The 26,023-nt window shown below is 46.7% G+C and carries 20 protein-coding genes; 6 read left to right on the forward strand and 14 right to left on the reverse strand.

The window, feature by feature from the left end; genetic code table 11:
• Positions 1 to 105 precede the first annotated feature (105 nt).
• The 5 genes from G590_RS0103520 to G590_RS0103540 are packed head-to-tail and all read right to left on the reverse strand — an operon-like array spanning position 106 to position 6,306.
• On the reverse strand, positions 106 to 933 hold the full coding sequence (locus tag G590_RS0103520) for an HAD family hydrolase (protein WP_026493895.1): 828 nt from the start codon (positions 931 to 933) through the stop codon (positions 106 to 108).
• 17 nt (positions 934 to 950) lie between these two features.
• Positions 951 to 2,675: a glycoside hydrolase family 3 protein gene (locus G590_RS0103525; protein ID WP_022764297.1), complete on the reverse strand. Its 1,725-nt coding sequence runs from the start codon at positions 2,673 to 2,675 to the stop codon at positions 951 to 953.
• 17 nt (positions 2,676 to 2,692) lie between these two features.
• A complete protein-coding gene (gene uidA, locus G590_RS0103530) occupies positions 2,693 to 4,507 on the reverse strand; it encodes a beta-glucuronidase (RefSeq protein WP_022764298.1) in 1,815 nt (604 codons plus the stop codon).
• 14 nt (positions 4,508 to 4,521) lie between these two features.
• The gene (locus G590_RS18305; protein WP_022764299.1) at positions 4,522 to 4,812 is read right to left on the reverse strand and encodes a hypothetical protein; all 291 of its coding nucleotides are present in this window, start codon (positions 4,810 to 4,812) and stop codon (positions 4,522 to 4,524) included.
• Positions 4,813 to 4,827: 15 nt separating this feature from the next.
• A complete protein-coding gene (locus tag G590_RS0103540) occupies positions 4,828 to 6,306 on the reverse strand; it encodes an MFS transporter (RefSeq protein WP_022764300.1) in 1,479 nt (492 codons plus the stop codon).
• Between the two features lie 198 nt (positions 6,307 to 6,504).
• On the opposite strand from G590_RS0103540, the gene G590_RS0103545 reads away from it, so the two are divergent.
• Positions 6,505 to 7,728 (forward strand): helix-turn-helix domain-containing protein, encoded by a 1,224-nt coding sequence (locus tag G590_RS0103545; RefSeq protein ID WP_022764301.1) that lies wholly within the window; start codon positions 6,505 to 6,507, stop codon positions 7,726 to 7,728.
• Between the two features lie 75 nt (positions 7,729 to 7,803).
• On the opposite strand, the gene G590_RS0103550 is transcribed toward G590_RS0103545, so the two are convergent.
• The 7 genes from G590_RS0103550 to G590_RS0103580 all read right to left on the reverse strand — a co-directional run bounded on the left by G590_RS0103550 (position 7,804) and on the right by G590_RS0103580 (position 16,432).
• Positions 7,804 to 9,021, reverse strand: coding sequence for an iron-containing alcohol dehydrogenase (locus tag G590_RS0103550; protein ID WP_022764302.1), 1,218 nt, complete (start codon positions 9,019 to 9,021; stop codon positions 7,804 to 7,806).
• Positions 9,022 to 9,129: 108 nt separating this feature from the next.
• Positions 9,130 to 10,410, reverse strand: coding sequence for an MFS transporter (locus G590_RS0103555; RefSeq protein ID WP_022764303.1), 1,281 nt, complete (start codon positions 10,408 to 10,410; stop codon positions 9,130 to 9,132).
• A gap of 87 nt (positions 10,411 to 10,497) precedes the next feature.
• Positions 10,498 to 10,998 (reverse strand): GNAT family N-acetyltransferase, encoded by a 501-nt coding sequence (locus G590_RS0103560; RefSeq protein ID WP_022764304.1) that lies wholly within the window; start codon positions 10,996 to 10,998, stop codon positions 10,498 to 10,500.
• A gap of 466 nt (positions 10,999 to 11,464) precedes the next feature.
• Positions 11,465 to 13,195, reverse strand: a complete 1,731-nt coding sequence (locus G590_RS0103565; RefSeq protein WP_022764305.1) for an extracellular solute-binding protein — start codon at positions 13,193 to 13,195, stop codon at positions 11,465 to 11,467.
• Between the two features lie 135 nt (positions 13,196 to 13,330).
• Entirely contained in the window at positions 13,331 to 14,263 is a 933-nt protein-coding gene (locus tag G590_RS0103570) for a carbohydrate ABC transporter permease (protein ID WP_022764306.1), read from the reverse strand.
• Between the two features lie 13 nt (positions 14,264 to 14,276).
• A complete protein-coding gene (locus G590_RS0103575) occupies positions 14,277 to 15,227 on the reverse strand; it encodes an ABC transporter permease (RefSeq protein ID WP_022764307.1) in 951 nt (316 codons plus the stop codon).
• Positions 15,228 to 15,472: 245 nt separating this feature from the next.
• A complete protein-coding gene (locus G590_RS0103580; protein WP_022764308.1) occupies positions 15,473 to 16,432 on the reverse strand; it encodes an AraC family transcriptional regulator in 960 nt (319 codons plus the stop codon).
• Between the two features lie 176 nt (positions 16,433 to 16,608).
• On the opposite strand from G590_RS0103580, the gene G590_RS0103585 reads away from it, so the two are divergent.
• The 5 genes from G590_RS0103585 to G590_RS0103605 are packed head-to-tail and all read left to right on the forward strand — an operon-like array spanning position 16,609 to position 23,551.
• Positions 16,609 to 17,661 (forward strand): glycoside hydrolase family 88/105 protein, encoded by a 1,053-nt coding sequence (locus G590_RS0103585; protein ID WP_022764309.1) that lies wholly within the window; start codon positions 16,609 to 16,611, stop codon positions 17,659 to 17,661.
• A gap of 19 nt (positions 17,662 to 17,680) precedes the next feature.
• Positions 17,681 to 19,849 (forward strand): 1,3-beta-galactosyl-N-acetylhexosamine phosphorylase, encoded by a 2,169-nt coding sequence (gnpA, locus tag G590_RS0103590; RefSeq protein WP_022764310.1) that lies wholly within the window; start codon positions 17,681 to 17,683, stop codon positions 19,847 to 19,849.
• Positions 19,850 to 19,873: 24 nt separating this feature from the next.
• On the forward strand, positions 19,874 to 21,664 hold the full coding sequence (locus G590_RS0103595) for a GDSL-type esterase/lipase family protein (RefSeq protein ID WP_022764311.1): 1,791 nt from the start codon (positions 19,874 to 19,876) through the stop codon (positions 21,662 to 21,664).
• Entirely contained in the window at positions 21,654 to 23,210 is a 1,557-nt protein-coding gene (locus G590_RS0103600) for a glycosyl hydrolase family 28 protein (protein WP_022764312.1), read from the forward strand. The genes G590_RS0103595 and G590_RS0103600 overlap by 11 nt, the downstream gene beginning before the upstream one ends.
• 2 nt (positions 23,211 to 23,212) lie before the next feature.
• Entirely contained in the window at positions 23,213 to 23,551 is a 339-nt protein-coding gene (locus G590_RS0103605; protein ID WP_022764313.1) for an L-rhamnose mutarotase, read from the forward strand.
• A gap of 51 nt (positions 23,552 to 23,602) precedes the next feature.
• On the opposite strand, the gene G590_RS0103610 is transcribed toward G590_RS0103605, so the two are convergent.
• Both G590_RS0103610 and G590_RS0103615 read right to left on the reverse strand, forming a co-directional pair.
• On the reverse strand, positions 23,603 to 23,902 hold the full coding sequence (locus G590_RS0103610) for a hypothetical protein (protein ID WP_022764314.1): 300 nt from the start codon (positions 23,900 to 23,902) through the stop codon (positions 23,603 to 23,605).
• Between the two features lie 18 nt (positions 23,903 to 23,920).
• Positions 23,921 to 25,933, reverse strand: coding sequence for a methyl-accepting chemotaxis protein (locus G590_RS0103615; RefSeq protein ID WP_022764315.1), 2,013 nt, complete (start codon positions 25,931 to 25,933; stop codon positions 23,921 to 23,923).
• Between the last annotated feature and the right edge of the window lie 90 nt (positions 25,934 to 26,023).

Raw genomic sequence — 26,023 nt, forward strand, 5'->3', positions numbered from 1 at the left:
ATTTTCAGAAAAATCATGCCATTTCAAGCTAATTGTATGAAAATGACCCCTAACCCCCGTCCCCAGGGACCAAAACTGAACCGCAACCCTGACCCCAGGGGCCATTCAGGCAAGGTTCTGTTTAAATTCTTCGATCACTTGAGCGCCGTATTCTGCGTAGTTATCTGATGCAAATTTCTTCAGCGCCTCATCCTTAAACCTGCTCCAACTCTCTGCTTCGTGCCTTACAAGGATCGGATAAAAGAACACTCCGTTCTCCAAAGCAGCCTGAAGATCTCCGGGGGCATCTCCGATCATCAGAATATGATTGGCTTCATACCCTTTGTCTCTGATCATTCCAAGACATGCGCTCTTTGAGCCCATCTCCTGGGTGCAGACGATATCAACCATATCAAGAAGCCCGAACCTCCCCCATTCAGCTCTTACAGCCTCGGGGTTAGCACTGGAAACAACTGCGATGTCGCACTTTCCGTAAATTGCATCAAAAGCCTCTTTCACTCCGTCAAAGGGCTTTATCTCTTCCTCGGGAAGCTGCTCAATCGATTCATTGACGCTCTTACTCCAGCTTAGTGCTTTTCCAAACACAGGCGAAACCTCAGTCATCCTGGCAACCGCATTGTTACTGAGTTCCGGCGCATCATCGCTCCAGGTCTTAAGTGCCTTGACTCCCTCAATCTCAGTAAAATTCTCATCAACATACAAAAGGCAAAGCGCCAGTCCCTTAAACCTGTTGATACCTCTTGTCATGGAAAAGAGATTGATCTCATTCCACTTATCAAGGATCTCTTTTTCCCATTTCTCAAGCCCCCACTCCCTGATCATGCAGGGACCGAAGCACCTGAAGTGCTTGATGTTCATGGTATCCATGGCGCATCCGTCCGAATCGATGCAGACTATATGATCATGTTTCTTTTCAAAATCCAAACCGGACATAACATATCCTTCCTTCATCAAAGCCTTGTATCCCATCTGTCACACCAGACAAGGTCGTTCGCCTCACCCTTAAACTCAGATTGTCCGGTGAGCTTCTCCACCAGCGCCTCAATGTACTCAGCGCTTCCGCTGTAAGCATTTATAAAAGTCTTCATCATAGGCACATCAAAGAGATGATTGGTGTAATTGAGCGACACTGCAACCGTGGGCACCTCATGTACAAACCACGGAATCTCGCAGGAGTGTGAAACCGAGTAGGTAAGCCTTGTGTTGTTCTCCTTGGCATAGCCCTTCATGCTGATGACAAACAACACGAGATCTGTGTTTTTCTTGAACTCTTCCCTGTTTTCGTGCTCCATCATCTTGAATCTGTTAAACTTCGACGGGCCTTCCATCTCGTATTCGTAGTAGTCCTTCGACGCCTTCACTTCAAATCCCGCCTTCTCAAGCTCTTTTACCAAAAGAGCCTTAGCAGGGTCAGGACCATCGGCCAGCGATACAGGTGCGCTCTCCACAAAGTACAGCACAACTCTCTTTTTATCCGCAGGAGTAACCGGCAAAATATGCTGAGTGTCTTTTACCAGAGTGATACTCTCATCCGCAGCCTTTCTTGCTAGTGCGTGGTGTTCATCACAGCCCACCACCGAGAGCATGTCTTTATTAGGAAAAGACATCTCGTCAAGGTCAAGGTGAGCCTTGAGTCCAAGGATTCTGTGAAGAGCATCATCAAGTCTCTCTGCACTGATCGTGCCATCCTCAATTCCTTCTCTTACATACTCGATATCCTCTGCAGGATCATTAAAGAACAGGATCATGTCACAGCCTGCCGCAATCACCTTCTGCATTGCATTCTTTCTGTCAGCTGCTGCCGTAAGTCCTGCCATATGAGTAGCATCGGTAACGATAAGTCCGTTAAATCCAAGCTGTCCTCTGAGGAGTCCCTGAAGCAGTTCAGGTGAAAGAGTAGCAGGCATAATGTCCTCATCCTTAATATCAGGATTAAACTTCTTTGTATAAGCTCTCTGAGCAATGTGACCAACCATGATGCTTGGAAGTCCTGCATCTATAAGCTTCTTGTAAACCATTCCGAAGGACGCATCCCACTCATCAACAGACAGATCGTTGCAGCCCATCACAAGGTGCTGATCTCTCTCCTCGCTTCCGTCTCCGGGGAAGTGCTTGGCAGCACAGGCAATTCCTGCCTTTGTCATCTCCTCCATGTAGGCAAGGGATCTCTCTGCCACAGCCTCCGGATCATTGCCAAAGCCTCTGGTATTAACAATCGTATTTCTCCAGTTGGATACCACATCGCACACCGGCGCAAAGCTCCAGTTGCAGCCGACAGCCTTGGCTTCTGCTGCGCCGACCTTGGCCATATCTCTTACTGTATCAAGGGTTTTACTCGCTCCGCAGGCAGCACCTGTTGCCACAAATGTTCCCTCACCTACGGCTCCGTTTCCACCGGCCTCGCAGTTTGCTGCAATCAGCACAGGAACCTTACTCTTTTCCTGGAAAAATCTGTTCTGTTCATAGACTTCCTCAAGAGTTCCTCCCTGCCAGCGAACGCCACCGATATGATACTTGTTCACAAGCTCATCCAGGGTCTTCTCATTCCTTCTGAGAGTGAGGTTGATAAAGAGCTGACCGATCTTTTCATCCATGGTCATGTCCTTAATCGTATCCTCGACCCATTTAATTTTCTTATCATCAAGATTAAAAGGCTTTGCCTTAAGATCTACCATTATTCCACCGTTCTTTCTTAATTCTTGTATCCGAAATCCGGAATCTTTGTCCATCTGTCTTTAAAGTAATGCGCAGCCAGCTTGGGCTTGCGGTCTCTTGTGAAAAGACCTTTCTTATTGCCCTGAACTCTTACGATGCTCTGACTTGTGGCAAAGTCTGCAAAGTTCCAGACATGCTCACCCACAACGAAATCATTCTCGTCAAAGACTGCGTTGTTCATTTTGTAGTACTCGACCTGATATTCCTCGGTAAACATCACAGGTGTTGTATCGTGAAGCCCCATGACCGTATCAGCTCCGTACTCGGTAAACATAAGCGGCTTGCCAAGCTCTTTCCACTGCTCAAGCTCTTTTCTGAGAGCTGTCTCAGCCGCCTCCAGATCAGGCCCTGCATAGTACCAGCCATAGTATCTGTTCAGGCAGATAACATCGGAAAGCTTTGCAGAAATGTCTCTGTCAGTTCCGCCTGCCATCTGCACGCTGGTGAGGGTACAAGGTCTTTTCTCCGGATCAAGCTCTTTTGCCAGCTTATAGAGAGGCTCGAAATATTCGTAAGCCCCCTCTGAGTAGGAATCCGGCTCGTTTGCTATATTCCACATGACTACGCATGCGTAGTTCTTATCTCTGTTTATCAGGTCGCGGATAACATCCTTGTGATGCTCAAAAGTCTTTACCCCATGTTCCTTGTCATAGGTTCCAACCTTTTGTCCGCCGAAATTCGCGCCGCCGCCGAAATCAAAATTGATACCAACGGCAGTGGTCTCATCTATCACAACAAAACCTTCTCTGTCCGCGATGCGCATCATCTCTTCGCTGTAGGGATAATGGCTGCATCTGAAGCTGTTTGCTCCCTGCCACTTCATAAGGGTGACATCCTTGATGTACATCGGAATGTTGATTCCGCGTCCGTTGGGGAAGGTATCCTCGTGCTTGCCGTAGCCCTTGAAATAGAAAGGCTTTCCGTTAATGAGGAACTGCTTGCCCTTTACCTCAACGGTTCTGAAGCCGTAAGGAAGCACGTAAACATCCTCTCCGAAAGTGATCTTTATGTTGTAGAGATATGCATTAAGAGGCTGCCAGAGGTGTACGTTCTTAACCTCAATCTTTCCTGTTGCACCATTGCACTCTCCGACCTTTGCGCCTGCTTCATCATAGATCTCAACAAGGCATTTCTCATCTTCTCCGACCGTTTCCACGCTGTAGGACAGCTCTGCGTTTTCGCCCTCTATCTTTGGCAAAAGAGATATGTCCTTAATGTAGTTCATTGGAGTAGTGTAGATGCGCACGGGTCTTGTGATTCCACAGTAGTTGAAGAAATCAAAGTTTGGATTGTTGGTCTTCTTTTTCTCTGTGCCTGCGAGCGAAGCCATTGGTCCGCCCATCATAGGGGCATCTCCGCCCACGGGAAGGGTTGTGTAATCTATGATATTTGATACAGCTATGGTCAGGAGATTTTCACCGTCTGTAAGCTCATCCCCGATCTCAACTTCAAAGGGGAGAAAACCGCCTTCATGCCTTACAAGCTCTTTTCCGTTTAAATACACTATGGCGTGATGCGTCACTGCATCACACCTTAGCACTACTCTCTGTCCCTCTCGCACTGCCTTCGGAACAGAAATCTTCTTCTGATAAAAAACGAAACCGTAGTGATCTCTTAAAGAAGCGCCCTCTTTAAGATCATTGTATGAAGCGGGAACAGGCATGGTTATCGAATTCTCCAGCGGCTTCTCATACCACTTCTCATCAAAGCCTTTTCCGTTATCCAGCGCAAAATCCCATACTCCCGAAAGGTCCATGACCATTCTTGAGCCTGTAATTATCGGATATAACATCTTTCTTCCTCCTCTCAGATCTCTATGTTTCCGTGTTCATCAGCTTCTTTGGGCACTGCTGTCATCCAGTCCAAAAGTCCCATGGCAACCGAGATTCCTGTCCATGACAGGATCAGATAAAACACGCCTTTCGCAAAGTGCCCGGCGTAAAACTGGTTTGCGCCGACAATTGAAAGAGCGCAGAGCCAGAGATATTTCTTTCTGTTTACAGTCTTAGGCTCATCAAGTTTTTCTTTTAGCTCAAAGTATTTCTCTCCGAGTCTGACCCAGAGTCTTTTATCTTTTTCTGTGCTCATTACTCTCATTTGTCGTTCCTTTCTTTATGCGTTCTGATTCTTGATCTCAGAAATCTTTTCTCTTACTTCTTCCATCTTCTCAGCGGTAAGCGGATAGTACTTCATAGCAATAACGTTTGCCAAAAGACCTATTGAAACAAGTCCGTACATAAGGAAGATTCCCACTACCTTGAGCTGAGGTGTATAAGGTGTATCAACGTCAGGCATTACTGTTGTAAATCCGATAGCTGCAAGACAGAGGCTTGCTACGAAAGGTGCCAGTGATGAAACAAGCTTATCTACAAAACTAAAGAGTGTACCCATAAGTCCGGGAACGTAACGGCCTGATCTGTATGTCTCATAATCTGCGCAGTCAGCAGTCATAGGGATAACAATGTTTGAACTTACCTGCTGGAATCCGCCTGCTACAACTGTCAGGATGAAAAGAGCTACTGTAAAGAAGCTGAATCCTGTGAATCCCTCATAGCCGGGAAGGTTGAGTGTTGTAGGATCTCCAAAGCCCCAAAGAAGCATCATCAGTACGTTTCCGATAAGAGCTATCCAGCTGCTTATAACCATTGCTTTTTTCTGTCCGAACTTGGTTGCGATCACGCCGACACCAAGGATGATGAACAGGACATTACCGATGGTTGTATAGATCTGGAAGCCGCCTGAAAGAGCGTAGTTACCTGCTACGATAGCGTACATGATAAGTGTAACTGTAGATGTTCTTGCTGCTGTACCGAGCTTATCTGTTGAAGCTGAAACAACCAGCATCTGAATAGCCTTGTTGTTCTTGATAACTTCGAAGTAATCCTTGAAGGTGATCTTCTGTGCCTTACCTGTTCCGAAGTATTCTGTTCTGTCCTTAGGCCAGATTGAGATTACTGCGATAGCTGTGAATACTGCTGAGATAAGTGCAACGATTGCCCAGAACTCATGGAACATCGCAATGTCTTTTCCAAGACCGTGGTACTTAGGTGCAAGGTATGATGAAACGAAAACCTGTCCGCCTGTGAAAAGGATCATATTGTAGATTGCATCAAATACTGTGAACAAAGGTCTCTGCTTGGGATCGTTTGTAACACATGACTGAGCTGACTTTGTAACTACACACTGGAAAGTGTAACCAATGTAGTAGATGGCGTTGATAAGGATAAAGAAGAATATCCTCGGTGCGCCTTCAGGAAGAGAAGGTGTTACAAAGAACATCAAAAAGCTTGCCAGTGCAAGGATAAGATTTCCTGCTATCATAAACGGACGATTCTTACCGAGCTTGCCGTCTGTCTTGTCTACGATGTAACCGATGAACGGATCTGTTACTCCGTCCCAGACTCTCATGATCATTGAGAAGCTTCCTGCCAGAACAACTCCCAGGCCAACCCATCCGGTGATGTAGTAGGCGATGAAGTTCATCAGAAATAAATAAAGATTTGTTGCTGTGTTGTTAAGCGCATATCCTGCAATTCGCCATGTCGGAACTCTGTGTATTCCGTTTCCGACATCGTATTTACTGTTTCCCATTATTTTTCCTCCGCGTTATCCTTTAACGATTTTCATGCTCTGCTGCAGTTCAGAGCACTTTTTTGTATTCTCATAATACTCATGAGGGCGGAGCGTAACAATGACAATATTTGTTAATTGTAGTATTATATTTACAGTTCTTTCGAAATAATAAATTTAGTACTATATTTTACAAATATTGTTTTATTAGGAGAGAATATGCAGAACGCATTTTTGGAGTTTACCAAGAGTTTTTTCGATAAAATGGGGATTCCTACTCATATTGCCAATCTGAGCGAGCCCCTTTCGGATGAAATTGATATGGGGCTCAGAAAGACCATTGTGAGCAAAAGAGATAATGAAGCAGTATCCTTAAAAGACATCGCAGAGTCTTTTGCCGAAAACAACAGCATATACTTCGCCGAAGACATTTACAGCTGCCACTATATCTTTATCCCTGTTCCCGAACAGGAGCTTCCTGTTGCCATGATCCTCGGGCCTTATCTTACTGAGATACCGAGTATACAGAGGACTCAGGATATATGCAAAAAGCATGGCATTCCACAGGGACTTACACAGTTTATCAATCAGTACTACTCCTCCACCACTTATCTGGATAACACTTCATCACTGGAGTATTTCATTGAGACTGTTGCGGAAAAGATATATGGAGCGAGCAACTACAGCATTGAATACTTAAAGCAGGACTCTTCAGAAAATACTGAGTATCTCTCCAGCGCAGAGAGCACTTCCAACGAGAGCACGGTCCAGCAATTGGAACACAGATACGTGCTGGAAGAAAAGATGATGGATGCCATCGCAAAAGGAGATTATGACAAGGCCATGCACTACAGCACCGATAAGTCTTTCAGTGGTCTTGACAACAGAGCATCCAGCACACTCAGAAGCAGAAAAAACTTCCTGTTTGTTTTTAACACGCTCTGCAGAAAAGCCGCCCAGAGAGGCAATGTTCACCCTGTATATCTTGATGAGATGTCCCGCCGTATGGCAATCCGTATCGAAAACATGACAGCTCCCGGCGAAGATAAGGAAGTTCACCGCGAGATACTCAGGAAATACTGTCTGATGGTTCAGCAGCATTCAACCTCCGGCTTCTCTCCCGTTATGCAAAAGGTCATGAACCACATATCGCAGTATCTGTCAGAGCCTGATCTTACACTTCAGAGTACGGCTCTTGAACTTGGCATTAATAAAAGCTACCTGTCATCCCTCTTCAAGAAGGAGACAGGCAGCACCTTTACAAATTATGTTAATAAAAAGCGTATAGATCATGCAATCTTCATGCTCAACACCACAGATTATCCCGTCCACACCATTGCATCAGTCTGCGGCATCACCGACATGACTTACTTTACCAGGCTCTTCAAGAAAGAGAAGGGAATGACACCCACCCAGTATCGCAACATGATCCACCCGAAATGAGCCCTGGGGACGGGGGTTAGGGGTCATAAAAAAGCGCCCTGCATATGCAGAGCGCTTTTAGCATTTTGTTTTTTATCAGAAATCAACTTCAGTGTCGTAGTAGCAGCACTTAAGGAGTTTCTCCATCTCTTCCTGGCTTGGCTGACGAGGATTGGATCCTGTGCAGGCATCAAGAATAGCATTTGCTGCGATGTCATGGAGTCTGTCAAGGAATACGTCCTCAGCAACAAAGCCCTGCTCTGCAGGAAGTCCGTCTGCACCGTAGTTCTTGATGCAGTGAGGAATGTTGAGGTCGTCGTTCATCTTGCGCAGATACTCGATAAGAAGCTTAACCTTCTCGTCGTCGTTTGATCCGCCGAGATTCATGTAATCAGCGATAACGCCGTAGCGCTTCTTGGCTGTCTCGTCCTTGGCGTTGAATGCGATAACCTTAGGAAGGTACATAGCATTGGCTGCGCCGTGAATGATGTGTGCACCCTTGTCAGCAAATACAGCACCGGTCTTGTGTGCCATTGAGTGAACGATTCCGAGAAGAGCATTTGAGAATGCCATTCCTGCAAGACACTGTGCGTTGTGCATTGCATCTCTTGAATCCATATCACCGTTGTATGACTTAACCAGGTTAGCCTGGATCATCTCGATTGCATGGATTGCAAGTGCATCTGTGTAGTCGCAGTTAGCTGTTGAAACATAAGCCTCGATAGCGTGTGTGATAGCATCCATACCTGTGTGAGCAACGAGCTTGATAGGCATTGTATGTGTGAGCTCGGGATCAACGATAGCAACATCAGGTGTGATCTCGAAATCAGCTATAGGGTACTTGATACCCTTGTCATAATCAGTGATGATTGAGAAAGCTGTAACCTCTGTAGCTGTTCCCGAAGTTGAAGGAATAGCACAGAAATGAGCCTTTGTACGGAGCTTGGGAAGTCCGAATACCTTGCACATATCTTCGAATGTTGTCTCAGGATACTCGTACTTGATCCACATAGCCTTGGCAGCATCGATAGGTGATCCGCCACCGATAGCTACGATCCAGTCAGGCTGGAACTTCTGCATAGCCTCAGCACCCTTCATAACGGTCTCAACTGAAGGATCGGGCTCAATACCCTCAAACAGCTCAACCTCCATACCTGCTTCTTTAAGGTAATCCTCTACCTTCTGAAGGAATCCACCTTTCTTCATTGAGCTTCCACCAACGCATACGATAGCTCTTTTACCCTCAAGTGTTTTAAGCGCCTCAAGTGCGCCCTTTCCGTGGTAGACGTCTCTCGGCAGTGTAAAACGTGACATAAGAAAAAACCCTCCTTTAAAATATTGTTAAATAAATAACGTAACCATCTCTTATTATACCATTTTTTCAGAAAAAATGCAGGGTTTTCTCCTAAATGTCTGTCAATTTCAATCTTCAATATAGGTATATTTCCTGATAAACCCTCTGGAAACCAGACACATTACCACACCGGCTATGCCCAGTATGAGCATCATAAGAGCAGCTCCCGAGCCTTTGCCAGTACCAAACAACGTGGTCCAGAAAGCGCTGCCGGCTCTTATAGCCATGAACGGTTCGCAGACCTTGTCAACAAAGAGCCCTCCCAGGAAAAGACCTATCGGAATCGTGAAGAACTGCAGTGTATTTCTGCACGCATATACCCTTCCCTGAAGTCCAACAGGTATGGTATTTCGCATGATGACGTTCTGATTGGCCGCCATGAGCGGGACAAAAAACCATCCCACAAACTGTCCGATGCACCATATCACCGGGTTTTCCGAAAACGCCAGAACGAAGTTTTCCGTTCCCAGGGAAAAGAGCATTGTGAGGAATATCACTCTTACTCTGTCCTTGGGCTTTGGAAGAACAGTCGGCAAAAAGCTGCCTACAACCATGGCTATGCCGGAACATGCAGTCACTATTCCAAAGACACTGTTTCCGGCTTTTGGAATTACAAGTGCCGGAAGCACTGCGTCAAACGCAGATGCAATCAGGTTAACTCCCGACATGAACAATATCACATGGAGTATCATCGGTGTCTTTTTCAAAAAGACAAGTCCCTCTTTTGCAAGCGTCAGAACATTTCCTTCTGTGTTCGCCTTGCTGCTGATTTCGGGAATTCTCACGAAAAGCAGCAGTGAAAAGAAGGCAACGGCAAAGGTCAGAAGGTCAACAGCGATAACAACATCAAGCCCCGCCAGCGCATAAAGAGACGCTGAAATGATCGGGTTTCCGATTGATACAAGTGATCTGCTCAGTTGCTGAAGCCCGCTTGTCTTTTGATAATCGTCTTTGGGCACAATAAGCGTGTATGCTACCTCGGAAGCCGGCTGCTGAACGGTATTCATAAGTCCCGACACCATGTTAATGGCATACAGATGCCACATGGACAATAGGTCCGTCTTATAAAGCACAAATACAACCACCGTTGTAAGCGCCGCGAAAAGGTCGCAGATAAGCATGGTTTTCTTTTTATCAAACTTATCTGAAAGTGCGCCGGCAAAAATGCTCATTATAACGTACGGCGCATAAGTGCAGATTGTCAGCGTCGCCGTGCTCAGCGCCGATCCTGTCTTTTCATAAATCCAGAGTGTCAGCGCAAACTGCGTTATGGCACTTCCAAGCTGTGACAGGCTCTGTGTACTCCAAAGCACGTAAAAATCTTTTAAATTCTTTATTCTGTTTTTCATTTTAATTCGCTCCTTTTTCCTGAATTATCTTGTTGAAAAAGGAGCATTTGCACTGCAAATGACCATCTTTATGCCTCCTGTTAATTATCACGCCAGGAATAACTCCATGTCGACACAGTCCCATGGTCCGAAGGGCGTGTTTATGACGTGCGCACCATACTCGGTAAAACCTACTGCTTCATAACATTTCCTGGCTTTTGGGTTATTGACGAATACGCCCAGGTCAATCCTGGTGGCGGTCAAATTCTCTTTAACATAATTTATTGCAAGCTTCAACAGCTCCTGCCCGTAACCCTTTCCGCGAATCTCCGGGTCCACGATCACGAAGCCGAACCTGACTGAAGAATCATCGTTATCATTGGGATACCTTATGATCAGGTGTCCTATGACATTGTTATAATCATCTATTGCCGTCAGCGGAAAGAATCTTCCGGTCTTGAGTGCCGGAGCGTAGTTTTCATCTACGCTGTCAGGTTTTAGCGGAAAGAATCCATACCTGTCAGCCGACCATCTGTACAGCTCTTCCTCGGTGCGAAGCCATTTTGCTATGATTGGTGAATCGCCTTTTTCGTATGCCCGTAGTTTCATGGATTATGCCTTCCTTCATCTTGCTTTGCTATTCCACTATCAGTTCTCATCTTTTTTATATATGGTAACAGAATTCAGGTTATGCGTCATATGAATTTCCACCGCTGTTTCTGTTTGATTCTTGATGCTTACTGTTTTTCATGTCCCGGGAGCGATAACCTGCCATTTTGCCACAGATCTCGGCCGGGATAAGACCCTTATGCTTGCTTTTCTCATGTCCCGGGCGCGATAACCTGCCATTCTGCCACAGATAACTCCCAGCGCCGGCGCAGGCCAACAATGAGTCAATCTGAAACGTCCTCGGTGACTCAAATAATATCAGAAAAGGGCAGATCTATCTGCCTTTACACTTATCCGGGCGATTTTTTCACTGATTTAGTCACAAAAAGGGAGCCTCCGGGAATCGGGGTCCCGCGGAGGCTCTTTATGTAGATAGGAGTTATGCAATTACAGATTTAAAGTAGAATTACTGAAGCTTGGTTGTCTCGCCTGCTTCGAACATTTCCTGTCTCTCGTCGATGATCTCCTGGTAACCTGCATCGAGGTACTTCTGTGAAAGCTCATCGTAAAGAGCATCGAACTCATCAGGCTTGCACATTACAAGCTGATCGCGGTACTCAGGGTAGATCTCTTCCTTGAGGGAAGTGCCATACTCTGTTACTGACTCAAGAGCGCCACCAAAGAGGCAATCTACGTTAACGCTGCCTGACTCATAGAGTGCAAGCTGTCCCTTGTAGTTAGCAAGGATGTCCTCGTAGAAGTCCTGAGGAAGTCCCTGAGGATTTATAGCCTTGATGTCTGACTCGATGTCGCCGAAGGACTTGGAAGCTGTAACTACCATCCAGTAGTCAACGTTGTTGTTGTGACCCTGCTGCTCAGGAAGACCTGACTGATCACCTACTGCTACAGGATTTCCGTTCTCGTCATAGTTGAAGTTAACACCCTCGATACCCCATGTCATTGTGAAGAGGTTCTCATCCTGAGCCATCCACTCAAGGTACATCTCACCGGCCTTAACCTCATCAGGTGTTGCGTTGTTAGCAAAACCAACCATTGCACCGAAGATGTTGTTAGGTCTGAATGCGTTGCTTGATCCCCATGTAGGATCCTGAACGAACTTGCTGTCGCAAACAACTACGCCAAGCTCTGCATCAGGATTTGTCTCATAGAAGGAATTGAGAACGTCCATTGTTGATGAAACGTAACCTGACCACTGGAATGCCTTACCGTTGATGAAGTCAGCATTTACGTCATCTGTGCTTCTGAGGTAATACTCAGGGTTGAGGTAACCGTCGTTGTAGAGCTCGTTGTTCCACTTAAGAAGTCTCTTCTGAGCTTCTGTTGAAAGAGCCGGTACCTGATAGTCACCTGTTGTTGCCCATGTAAGCTCATCCTGAGGATAATCTCTGAATGAATAGTTCTGGTCAGCTCCGGCACCTGCTACCTTTGATCCACTCATAGGATACTGATGTCCGTTCTCTACCATCTTGCCAAGAGCCTCAAGAAGCTCTGTGTTTGTTGCGGGATATGATCCGTCATAGCCGGCTTCCTTGAGCCAGTCTTTGCGGTACCATGTTACGAAGGTGTAGTTTGTGTTACCGTAAGGTCTCTTGCCGAGAACGATGTAGTCCTCGCCGTCAAACTGTGTGTAGCCTGTAAGGCCGTTCTCTTCCATGTTTGCCCAGTATGTGGGAGCAATGGTCTTGAACTGCTCAAGATCGATGGGCTGAAGATATCCGTCTGATGCCCATGTAGCAAGCTTGTCATAGTCGTACTCCATGCAAAGAGTAGGAAGTGTGTTGGTTGATGCAAGCATAGCGTAGTCAGTCATAACGTCTGAACGTGTGATGCCAACGTATTCAACCTTGATGTTGTACTTGTCGCCGAAGTTCTCCTGAACCCAGTTTGTCCAGTAGTTGTTCTCAACATCAGAGCATCCGTTTCCGTTATCTCCTCTGTCGTAAACAGCAACTCTCAGAGTAACCTGATCTGCAAAAGGCTCAAATCCGTCAACTCCGGGAACCACGTCTGCAGGTGCTTCTGCAGTATCTGCTGCAGGTGCATCAGCTGCCGGCGCTTCTGTCTGTGCAGGCTGTGAATCATCAGACGCTGTAGGAACAGGTCCGTTGTTTCCGCAGGCTGCAAGCCCCATTACCATACTTGCTGCGAGTATGGATGCTAAAACTTTCTTCTTCATAGTGATCCTCCTTAATATTTGAAAAGTGTTTTGAATAATGCACATTACATTCACAAGGTAGTTCCGCTCTCGGCAGCAGAGCTGCCTCGCCGGAACACGTTCGGACTAGACTCGAAAATACCTCGTCAAGTCCTCTCAGCCCTTTACCGCTCCAATCATAGTTCCCTGTACGAAGTACTTCTGCAGGAACGGATATATTATGATGATCGGTACCGTAACAAACATGATACATGCTGCCTGCAGAACCTCGGGTGTAGCCTGTGTGATTCCGCCGGTATCTGCCAGTGATGCGTTCTGTGCTTCAGTGGCAGATGCAACAAGCTGATACAATTTGTACTGGATCATCTTGAGCTCTGAAGATCTTGTGTAGTACATGTTGTCTGCGTATGCATTCCATCTTCCAACTGCATAGAACAGTGACAGTGTAGCCAGGATTGGCTTTGAAAGCGGAAGCACGATCTTCCAAAGAATCTGGAAGTTGGTTGCGCCGTCCAGAAATGCTGATTCCTCCAAGCTGTCAGGAATTGTGCTCTGGAAAAAATTCTTCATGATCAGCATGTTGTAAGGTGAATAGATAAGCGGAAGAATCAGTACCCATGCGGTATCCAGAATTCCCAGCTGATAATAAAGAATGTACTGAGGAATGATTCCCGCCGAGAAGTACATTGGCACCATCAGGATGAATGCCAGAACTCCGCGTCCTTTAAGTCTCTTTTTCGAAAGCGGATACGCTGCACAGGTGCAGACGATCATTCCGAGAAGTGTAAACACAAGTGTTACGATTACTGAAAATATCATCGAGTAAGTCATGGACGAATCCGCGAACACCTGCTTGAAAGCATCAAAGGTGATGTCCTTGGGCAGGAAGTACACCGACTGACTCATTACTGCTGTGTTGCCTGAGATCGACTTGGCTGCCACATGCAGGAAAGGAAGCACACAGGTTGCACAGAGCAGGATGATTACCAGCATCATGATGGCATCGCTTATTCTGAATTTGTTGACTGCATGCGCTCCGCCTGCGGAGAAACTCTCTTCGGTTCTGTTTATTTCTTTTGTCTTTGCCACTTTAAAGTTCCTCCTACAGTAATCCGTCTTCGCCAAGCTTCTTGGCTATTCTGTCTGATAAAAGAACCAGTGCCACACCTATAACCGATTGGAAAAGACCTACCGCAGTAGCCATACTGAACTTGTTATTTCCAATACCTTTATTGAAGATGTATACAGCAAGCTGATACTGGAACTCTTTTACCTGAGTATTTCCGAGGGATGTAAGCCTCTCGAGGTTACTTCCCATTACACGTCCCAGGTTCATGATAAGAAGCGTTACAATTGTGCTCCTGATTCCCGGAAGTGTTATATGAAGCATTCTCTGCCAGCGGTTTGCGCCGTCGATCATGGCTGCTTCATACTGTTCTCCGCTGATACCGGTTATGGCTGCCAGGTACAGGATCGTGCCCCATCCCATTGACTGCCACACTCCGATGAGGAGATAGGTTATTGCCCAGTGCCATTTCTCATTGAGGAACGGTATTCCCTGACTGATCATTCCCATCTTCATCATGGCTATGTTTACAAGACCGCTTGTAGGCTTGAACATTGTAAGTGCCACGCTTCCGATGATGGCCCAGGATAAGAAATGCGGAAGATACAGGATTGTCTGTGAAACCTTCTTGAATCTCTTGTACCTGAGTTCGTTGAGGATCAACGCCAGGATGATCGGCATCGGGAATCCCACGAAAAGATCAAGCAAGTTAAATACTATTGAATTTCTAAGGGCTCTTGAGAAGTCTGCATCTCTGAATACCTTTCTGAAGGTATCAAAGCCTACCCATTTGGAACCCGCATAACCTTTGGCCGGCTTGTAATCCATGAAGGCCATTCGCAGGCCCGGATATGCGCCAAAGCTAAATACTACAACTAAAATCAGTGGAATAAGCAGAAGAAGATATAACTGCCAGTCTCTTTTCAGAGAATGCTTCCAGGTTGACCCTGTAGCGACTGCTCCCCTACTTTTACTTTTTGCTCCCATATATATCTCGCCCCTTTCTACGGTCAATACTAAAGTAATTTAGACTCTCCATCTAATCACTTAGTCGAAAAAGCTTTGCATTATCAACCATTTATTTTTGAGTTTTATTGTTGATATGTTTATTATTTATACTTAATCGTTTTCTAAATTGTGCATTTTGCACAAACACCGATTTCCCGTCATGCGCAAAACAAAAGAGCCTCATCGGCTCTTTTTATGCATTCGATATTCATAAGAACTGCATATTATTTCTTGGGCTCAGTCAGCTTCTCAGCCTGAGTCCAGCCTGTATACTTCATTATTGAGGCGTTATCGATCTTGACCATCTTCCGTCTCCACTCTCCCGGCTGTGCACCCATTTTCTCAGAGAAGTGCCTGTTAAAGCTGGACACAGAGCGGAACCCCACCTGCTCCGATATGGAAAGGATAGACTCCTCTGTAGTTCTTAAAAGAATGCATGACTGAAGGATCCTGGTGGTGTTGAGATAGTCCAAAGGGCTTGTCTGCATGATCTCGTGGAACACTCTTCTGAAGTGAGTCTGACTGAGATGGCACATGTTTGCCAGGTCTTCTATAGGAAAGTTTTGCATGTAGTTTTCTCTTATATATTCCAGCGCAGGCATTATTGCGATATCGTTGTCATGCGCCACTCTCTGAGCAAGGTTCTCCTTCTTTTGCCCCGCATACACTCTCATAAGCTTCATAAAAAGAGCCAGCATCAGTCCCTTAACAGACATCTGATAATTCATCTCTTTGTTCACAAGCTCAGCAAGGATCTGGGTTACAAGGCTGTATATCTCCTTGTGCTCATCCCCGTGAAGTATCATCTGGAGATTCTGCGTCATATCATAATATATCTCTCCATAGGGCGATGCAGGCCCAAAGATTCCCTTAAACAGCTCATCCGGATTAAGGAAGATGTAGGACCATAGGCTCGACTGGCCTTTGGTGCTGTATGACGTGTGTGCCACATTCCTGGAAATGAAAGTGACATCCCCGGCCTTAAAGGGGACAGGAGTGTCAGCAAACTCTATAAAGCCGCTTTCCTGGTGGCATATGCCGATTTCAAGGCAGTTGTGAAAGTGGAGTTTGCCTGACTTTACATCCGATATGTACCATCTGTCTCCCGTCAGCACCAGCACGGGAAAATTGATGGGAAGCTCATAATTTCTGTACTCAATTACGGTTTTCTTTGGTTTCGACATGTCTTTTCCTTAATTAATTATTTAAATAAATATACATTTCAAACCGGCGACTTTTTCACCTAAAAGAAATTCTAACCTCAAATAGTTGAAATTGCAAAGTTTTTGTTGGTATCTGGAGAGATTTTTCGACCATATGAAAATATACTTTTTGTAAATATCCATAAAGGGGCGATAGTATGGGCAATCTTATATATGACAAAAAAGAAATCGAAGCAGCAGTTGACGCTATAGTAAAGCGCACCATGCGAATGGACCTGACCTGGGACTGGCCGGGCGGAGTTGCGTATTACGGTGTATGCGAAGCTTTTAAGGCTACAGGCAAAGAGGAGTACATCCTTGCTCTCAAGGAGAGGATCGATGAGTATATCGACGAGCTCGGCATTCCTTCTTTTACAGTAAATACCTGTGCCATGGGACATGCTCTTTTGTCACTTTATGAGTACTCGAGCGATGAAAAATACCTTGATATAGCCAAGCGCAAAATCGACTATCTGGAGAATGAAGCGCTTCGTTTTGGCGACAACGTCCTTCAGCACACGGTTTCGGTGAACAACGATTTCCCTGAGCAGTGCTGGGCTGACACACTTTTTATGGCTGCGTTTTTCCTGCTTAGGGCGGGAGTTCTTTTAAAAGATGAAAAGCTAATTGACGATGCTCTAAACCAGTACTACTGGCACATCAAATATCTTCAGGATCCGGCGACAGGTCTTTTCTACCATGGATACAACAACATCACGAAGGACCACATGTCGGGCTTCTTCTGGGGAAGAGCCAACGCCTGGGCAGCATACACAATGTCAGAGGTGGGTCGTATCCTTCCGGAGTGCTACCTCTATCCCAAGTTCCTGGACATCGTAGGTTCACTCAATGAGCAGCTTGCAAGCATCAAGCTCCTTCAGACCAAGGACGGTCTTTTCAGAACAATACTTGATGACGAGGAGTCCTATGAAGAAATATCAGCCAGCTGCGGTATTGCCGCTGCCATGATAAACAAAGGCAATCCTCTTCACATCAAATATATCAACAAGTCAACCAAGGGAATCCTGGAGAATGTATCTCCCGATGGACGTGTGCTCAACGTCTCCGGAGGCACCGCTGTCATGAAGGACAGAGATGGCTACAGGAACATTTCAAGAGACTGGATTCAGGGCTGGGGACAGGGTCTTGCCCTTGCATATTTTGCAGGAATTCTCAGTTACGACAAGATCCGAAGCGACGGCGCATTATAATTTTGTGGGGGTTACAAAAATGGAGAACATCTTAAAGCATACAACGGGGAGCTTTACCCTGCCGGGGGAGGCGGGATACGAAGAGCTCACCCTTGACCTTGCCCAAAAATGGGGCGCTGATGTTATCAGAGACAGTGACGGCACTGTCCTTTCAGACGAAATAACAAATTCAGGATACGGGATCTACTCCACCATCTGCATAATCAGGGACCACAACGAGTGGGCCAGAGCCAATCAAGACAAGCTTCAGCAGACTTTCCTTATGACAGCTCCCAAGGTTGCAGAGGAGTCTTTTCTCACCTTCCACCTGATGGACGATTTCTTCGATCAGCAGTTCAAAGTCAATGACAGTGCTGATTCCATGAAGTACTGGCAGGTCTACGACCGCACCACAGGCAGAGAAGTCAACAGAAATTTCTGGACCTACGAGAAAGAGGCCCAGAACGTCATAGTCAACAACATTATCCCCTGGCACAAATATACCGTGAGCTTTCTGGCTTACAGGATCTGGGAAGAGATTTCAATGTACAACCACGTCACCAACGGCTGGGACAAGGAGCATCTCATGCAGATCGATCCTGTATACCCTCAGACCAGAGAGTACCTCAAGGACTGGCTCACCAAATGGTGCAAGGAACATCCCGCCACCACCGTGGTGCGCTTTACTTCCATGTTCTACAACTTTGTATGGATGTGGGGAAGCGATGTGAGAAACCGCTATCTCTTTACCGACTGGGGTTCTTACGACTTCACCGTCAGCCCCAAGATGCTGGATGACTTCGCCGAGAGCTATGGCTACAAGCTTACTGCCGAAGATTTCATCAACACAGGGCTCTTCCATCCCACACATCTTCCGCCGGTCAAGACTCAACGCGACTACATGAACTTCGTCAATCAGTTCGTTGTTTCATTCGGAAAAGAGCTCGTGGACATCGTTCACAGCTTCGGCAAAAAGGCATATGTCTTTTACGATGACAGCTGGGTTGGTGTTGAACCATACGGAAAGCGCTTTAAGGAATTTGGCTTTGACGGCTTGATCAAGTGCATTTTCTCAGGCTATGAAGTAAGGCTCTGTGCAGGAGTTGATGTTCCCGTTCATGAGATAAGACTTCATCCGTATCTTTTCCCTGTGGGACTCGGCGGACTTCCCACCTTCTCAAAGGGCGGAGATCCGGCAAAAGACGCCGCTCTCTACTGGAGAAGCGCACGCCGTGCCCTATTAAGAGCCAAAATCGACAGGATAGGTCTTGGCGGATACCTGCATCTGGTGCAGGATTTCCCTGACTTTGTTGAATATATCGCAACCATCTCAGATGAGTTCAGACAAATAAAGGAACTGCATGAAGAAGGCAAACCTTACGTCCTCCCGATCAAGGTTGCTGTGCTCCACTCCTGGGGTAAGCTCAGGAGCTGGACCCTTTCAGGTCACTTCCACGAGACCTATATGCACGACCTCATCCACATCAACGAGACCCTCTCAGGTCTGCCTGTGGATGTTACATACATTGATTTTGACGATCTCAAGAACATGGATCTCAGTGACACAAACGTTATCATCAACGCAGGCTCAGCAGGAACCGCCTGGTGCGGAGCAGAGAGCTGGAACGATCCTGTAGTTGAAGAAGTCCTCACCGAGTGGGTAAGCGCAGGCGGATGCTTTATCGGCGTCAACGAGCCCTCTTCCACCGGCGAGAAGGATTTCAGATTTAAGATGTCAGGCGTTCTCGGCGTCAACAGAGACAGTGACTACAAGTCCTGCATGGGCAAATGGGCTTTTGTTGACGATAACTCAGACGGCCTGATTCCTGCTGTAAGCAGTATCCCGCTAAGGGGCAAAGTCCATCTGACCGACGGAGCAGCCAAAGTAGTAAAATCCAAGGATGGTTATCCGCTCCTGACAGTCAACAGCTTCGGTCGCGGCAAAGGCATCTATCTTTCAACCTTTGAAAACGCACCCGAGAACTACAGACTGCTTCTCAATATCCTGCTGTACGGCGCAGGCCTTTCCCCTGATCAGAAGTACATCTCTGACAATCCGATGGTGGAATGTGCTTACTTTGCCGGCAGCAACAGCCTAATAGTAATCAACAACTCGGAGGAGGCGCAGTCAGTATCCATATCCACTGACAACGGGCCTTTTGAGGTAAAAGACCTTGCTCCTCTGGCCACAGCAATTTACAAACTTTAAAACATGTTCATTTGGGGAAATGTAATGTTTTCAACACACTTTAAACTTCACAATCCATATACCGATAGCCTCTACTCCAAGGAGAGAGGCTATGGCCTTTTTACACCGGAGATGGCTGTCACCACCTCCGGTACTGCCCATGAAGAGGCCCTAAAGAGCGGAGGCTGGAACACCAGACACTTCTATGAAGAGGTATCTGACGAAGGCAGGCAGGTGCAGATAATAAAGGTATCGGTTCCTGCCTTTGGCACCTACAGGGTCACTGTAAGACTTACCGCCATGGACAACGATATAGAGAACCTGACGCTCTTTTCCTCAAGAAGGGCCATGATAGCCCGGGATATATCCATCCCCGCAGGCAACACTTGGGAAAAGACCTATCATACCGCCGTAACACCCTTCATCCCTGCACTTTCATCAGTAAGATGTGAAGATAAAGATATATTTATAAGCTATTCGGGCAGCAATATCGGTTCCGAAAACCTGACAGCAGAAGTGACCGTAACCTCGGAAAAAGTCCCTGTGATCTGGGTAGGAGGCGATTCCACAGTAACGGATCAAAACGCAGGGATTCCATATTATCCTTACGGAAGCTTCTCAGGATGGGCTCAGACACTGCCAAGGTACATTCAGGGCGCAGCTGTCTGCAATATGTCCCACTCAGGCCTTACAACAAACTGTTTCAGGGACGACGGCCACTTCGACATTATAAAAGAGATGATAAAGCCCGGAGACTGCCTGATCCTGCAGTTTGGTCACAATGACCAGAAGCGCAGAAATCTCGCGGCCTTTGGCGGCTACTCAGATAATCTTCGCAGTTTCATAAGTTTCACCAAAGTAATGGGTGCTGAGGCTATCCTGTGCTCTCCAATCAGCCGGATACCATTATCCCTTTCCCCGGGACAGGCACAGACTCTCTCACTCGGCTCCCATTACTCTCTCCTTTCAGATTACGCAAGGGCTACAGAAACGGTTGCAAAAGAGCTCGATGTACCCTTCATAGATCTGCACGGACAGACATTTGAGAAATGGGTGGAATTCTCCGAAAAAGCAAAAGACTTCTTCATGCCGGGCGATGTGACACACACCAACGAATACGGAAGTGTCATGATCTCCGACATGTTTATGAACACACTCCGCAGCACCGATAAGGGAAAAGAGACTCTTCCCGGCCGCTGCGACAACGGACTTACCTGCAGTTTCTGGAGTCCAAACTCCGACACAAAGGATATTCCTGCCCAGGAGCCGGAACCCGACATATTTGCAATCAACCTGCCCTACATGGACATTGCAGGCTTCGAGGACAAAAAGGGCCTTGAAAAAGCCTTCAGGTACTGCCTGTTAGACCCGTGTGTGATGCATCTTCACCCCGATTCTCCAATGCCGAGAGCTCAGCTTCTAATGGTCCTGTTCAAGGCTCTTCGCATAGCAGGCACACGGCCTTACACAGGAAGATTTTCAGACCTCAGGCCTGACGAATGGGACAGCGGATACGTGGAGACGCTCATCAATGAGAATCTTATTGATCCTGCTACAATCCGCCGTGAAGAGGACAAGCTCTTTTTCCGTCCCGATGAATCCCTTACTTACGAGGAACTGGACAGTTTTCTCGTAAGGTTTTTAGAGAACGATCCGGGCAAAAGAAATATCTCACTCGATGAATGCGTCAGGAAAGCTCAGGAACTCGGTATCGATACAAGAAACAATACCGCACCCGGCAAATGGATCTCCAGAGGCGAAGTATATACAGCCCTTGCAAGATTCATAGACCTGGCCGAGGGCATAAAAACAAGGAGCATAAACTTTGAAGCATGAATTTTTGTTAGACTACAGAGCAACAGGAAGCGAGGCCGAAATATTCTGGGATCTTCCGGATGGCGCTGATATGCGCTGTTCCTACCGCATCCATGTGGACGGCAAATTTGCGGGAGGCACCGGCAAAACCCACTTCACGCTTAAAGGTCTTTTGCCGGATAAAGAATATGAGGTAGATGTTTTGATGCACTGTCCGAGGGGCAATTCCAAACAGCTTGGGACCATCACCGTCAGGACTATGCATTTAAAGCGCCCTATCGACGTGACTTTCCCGCCCTACAATGCAGTTGGCGACGGCAGGACCATGAACACGAAGGCGCTTCAGAAGGCGCTGGATGACTGCGATGAGAACTCGTACGTGTATATTCCTGAGGGTACCTTCCTTACAGGCGCACTTGATATGCACTCCGGAACAGAACTCTTCGTTGACAAAAGAGCTGTTCTTCAGGGAAGCGATGATCCTTCCGATTACCTGCCTATGATACCCAGCAGGTTTGAGGGATATGAAAGGGAGTGCTACAGAAGTCTTTTAAACCTCGGAAGGCTCGATCACGCCTCAGGTTACAACTGCGAAAACGTGGTGATACGCGGTGGCGGAACCATAATGGGCGGAGGCTGGACTCTTGCCAAGGCCTGCGCCAAGCTGGAAGCAGAGAGGCTCAAGGACTATATCGCATCACTTGGTGATAAAATAAAAGAGTATGAGAAGCCCGAGACCATCTCTCACAGAGTCAGGGGCAGACTCATAGGCATGAATAACTGCAGAAACATCTGGATACACAACCTTATCCTTGGTTTTGCTCCGTCCTGGAACCTGCATTTTGTTTACTCGGATCAGGTTGTCACGGACCACTGCACCATCAAGTCACAGGGCGTGTGGAACGGCGATGGATGGGATCCCGATTCTTCAACAAATTCCACCATCTACGCCTGTGATTTTTACACCGAGGATGACTCAGTTGCCATCAAATCAGGTAAGAACCCTGAAGGAAACGTTATTGCCCGTCCCACTGAGAACATAAGGGTCTTTGACTGCATATGCCACTTTGGTCACGGACTGTGCATCGGAAGCGAAATGAGCGGTGGCGTAGAGAATGTCTTTTTATGGGACTGTGACATGAGGCCCACCTGGTCAGGCATTGAGATCAAATCCACCAAAAAACGCGGAGGCTATGTAAGGGGCGTATCCGTCAGAGATATAGCAGCTTCCCACGTAATGATACATTCTGTCACCTTCAACGACGATGGCGAAAGTGCCGGAATCTCTCCCGTCATCGAGGACTGCCACTTTGAGAGGATGCATCTTCTCGGAAGATTTCTTGATAACAACGCAGGGAAAAATGACTGGCACGACTGCCCTTCCATCGAGCTCTGCGGTTTTGATGAGCCGGGGCATGAGCTTAAGGACATTACCTTCAGGGACATCGAGCTGGAAGAGCCTGCAGAAGGCATAGAGGATATCCATGTTGAATATACAACAGATCCTGTTTTTGAAAATATAACAAAGTGTCCAAGAAGCAGTTACGGACAGCCTAAGGAGGAATGACAATGGAGAGATATGCATGGAAAGGCATGGTATTAAAGGGCAGGAAAGACGAATATATCAAAAGACATGACGAGATATGGCCTGAGATGAAGGAAGTCTTAAAGGCCGCCGGAATCTGCAACTACAGCATCTACATGTACGAGCTTGACGATGCCGAATTTGACGCTGAGGTATTTGGATATTATGAGTGCGAAAAGGGCATAGAATATGCCGGCAGATACCAGGCAGAGAGCGATGTCGTCGCTAGATGGGATGAGAGCATGAAAGGAATCCTCATCCTTGAAAAGGACGAAAAGACCGGGGCACAAAAGCAAATGAAACAGGTCTTCAGACTGGACTGAAAATCAAAACCGCCACTTAAAAAAGTGACGGTTTTATTTTGTCCTGTTAATTTATACAGCAGCTATTGTGAGCTTCTGCGGCTCCATATTTCTTATCTCGCCCTTTCGGCCGCGGCAAACCATTCCACTTTCAATTGAGATCATGGTCGCATGAGCCTTCATAGCCTCATTTATCTGCTTGACTGCAGCCTCATAATCCTGTGGAGTCATGGGGATTACGTATTCATGATTCAGATGCTCTGTAGAGATCACGGCCGATCTGAATCTTGGTACATACCTGATACCATAGAAGGTACATATCTCTGTATTCAGCATTCCACTGTTATCTGAGCATTGCATCGAAATATACATGGTTCACCTCCATTTTTGTTAGATCTTAAAGTCTTTTACAAAGTCTTCAATAGTTGCTGCTGCTGATGAAACTGTTGTTGCACTTTCATCGACACCCTGGCTCTCGTCAGCAACCTGCTGAGCGCTGACTGCAAGGTTATCGGTTGTTGCTGTAACTTCCTGTGTACTTGCGGACTGTTCTTCCGAAATAGCCGCTACAGATGTAGCTATAGTATCTACATTGCCTATCTTGTCGATCATCTCCCTGAAGGTCTCGCTTGTCTCATCAAGACTTGAGAAGATCTCCTCAAAGGTCTTGCCGGCTGTCTGTACAGCCTCTGAACTTGCTGTGATCTCATCCATGTTAGCCTGGGATTTCTCCGAAAGGTCTTTTATCTGCTGTGTGATCTCAGCTATGATCTTGCCGATCTCTGTGGTGGATTCTGCTGAGTTTGCTGCCAGCTGTCCGATCTCCTGAGCAACTACCGCAAAGCCCTTTCCTGCCTCTCCTGCTCTTGCTGCCTCAATTGAAGCATTCAGTGAAAGAAGGTTGGTCTGCGATGCGATGGAATTGATGATCTCTATGATGGAATTGATCTTCTGCGCAGACTCTCCTACTGCCTGAACGTCGGTGTTCATATCGCCCATGGATGAGGAAATCTTTTCCATGCCTCTCTGAACAACCTCCATGTCGCGCTGTCCGTCTTTTGCCTTAACAACCAGGTTGTTGACGGTCTCGCTGGCTGCATTGCCCTGCTCGGTAAGATCCGCAACCTCGTTAGCAAGCTCTGTAGCATTTTCTGCAAGCTCTGCTACAGCACTTGCCATTCCGTTCATGGCGTCTCTGATCTGGCCCATGTTTGTAGACTGTTCTGTAGCCTGAATATTGAGTTTGCCCGATGCATCCTTACTGTTCTCTGCTTCAACAGCAAGTCTGTCAGTCTCGTCCTTGATATTTCCGAGAGTTCCTCTCATATGACTTATGAACTCTCTCATGTTGTTGTTCATAAGGCCGATCTCATCATCTCCGCCCTCAGGAATCTCAGCAGTAAAGTCACCGTCTGTGATCCTGATGATATTCTCTGTAAGTGTTCCCACAGGCTTGGATACGATATTTCTGATGAGCATATAAAGAACTGCCGAAATAACAACCACCATGATGATCATAAGACCGTAAGCTATGATCTGGAATCTGTTAAGTCCCGCCAGGACATCATTCTTGGAAACTGAACAGATCAAAGTCCAGTCAGTTCCCGGGATTATGCTGGCGCGAACATAATAAGTGTCACCATGTTCATTCTTCAGCTCAGTTACATCTGTTGATCCGCTCTGGGCAAGTTTATATGCATTCTGAAGGAACAGAGCCTCCGGATGCTGACTCACACTTGTCCCGTTAAAGCTTGTATCAAAATATGAAAGGACCGTGTCATTGTAAAGAAGCATTGCGCCGCCGGTCTTGACAGGCTTGATAGCACCGATCTCCTCAACAATACCGTCCAGGGTATAGTCTGCTGCCGCAACACCAGCTCTTGCATCTGCAATTTTGACAGTTCTGGTAAAAGACACAACGGTGCTGCCGGTATCTGAATCCACATAGGGTTCGCCGGGAAGGAAGGTCTTGTGCTCAAGTCCCTCAATATACCAGCTTCTCTCCTGAGGAACATAATCGGGATCCGGAACCCATCCGGAAGGATCGATCCAGTCACCGTTCGATGTCGCAAGATACATACCGTTAGGCATGTACTCAGACTTGGTCAGCGTGGGAATAAGAAAGCTGGCCATAGCATTGTCATTCGGGAATGACACAGCGCCAAGGGCTTCTGCCGAAGCATCGAGGTACTCAACAATATTGGTTATCTCTCGTCCAATCTTCTCTGTATAATACTCAGACTCTTTCTCAAGATTGTTCTCGGCAAGTTCAATGATCACACTCCTTGCCTGAGTCGCCACGATGAGCATGATCACGATGATAGAAATTGCGATCATAGGAATCACAATCCTTAGCAGCTTACCGCTGACACTCTTTTTTGCCTTCTTGACCTTATTCTCCATATGAAATACACCTTCCTTTAAATTAGTAGCTAATTTAACAGTTTCGGCATGAGGGCATAGTTACACCCTCTCAAGTTACATTATAATGCA

This window comes from Butyrivibrio sp. XPD2006 (genome assembly GCF_000420865.1).
Taxonomy (GTDB): domain Bacteria; phylum Bacillota; class Clostridia; order Lachnospirales; family Lachnospiraceae; genus Butyrivibrio.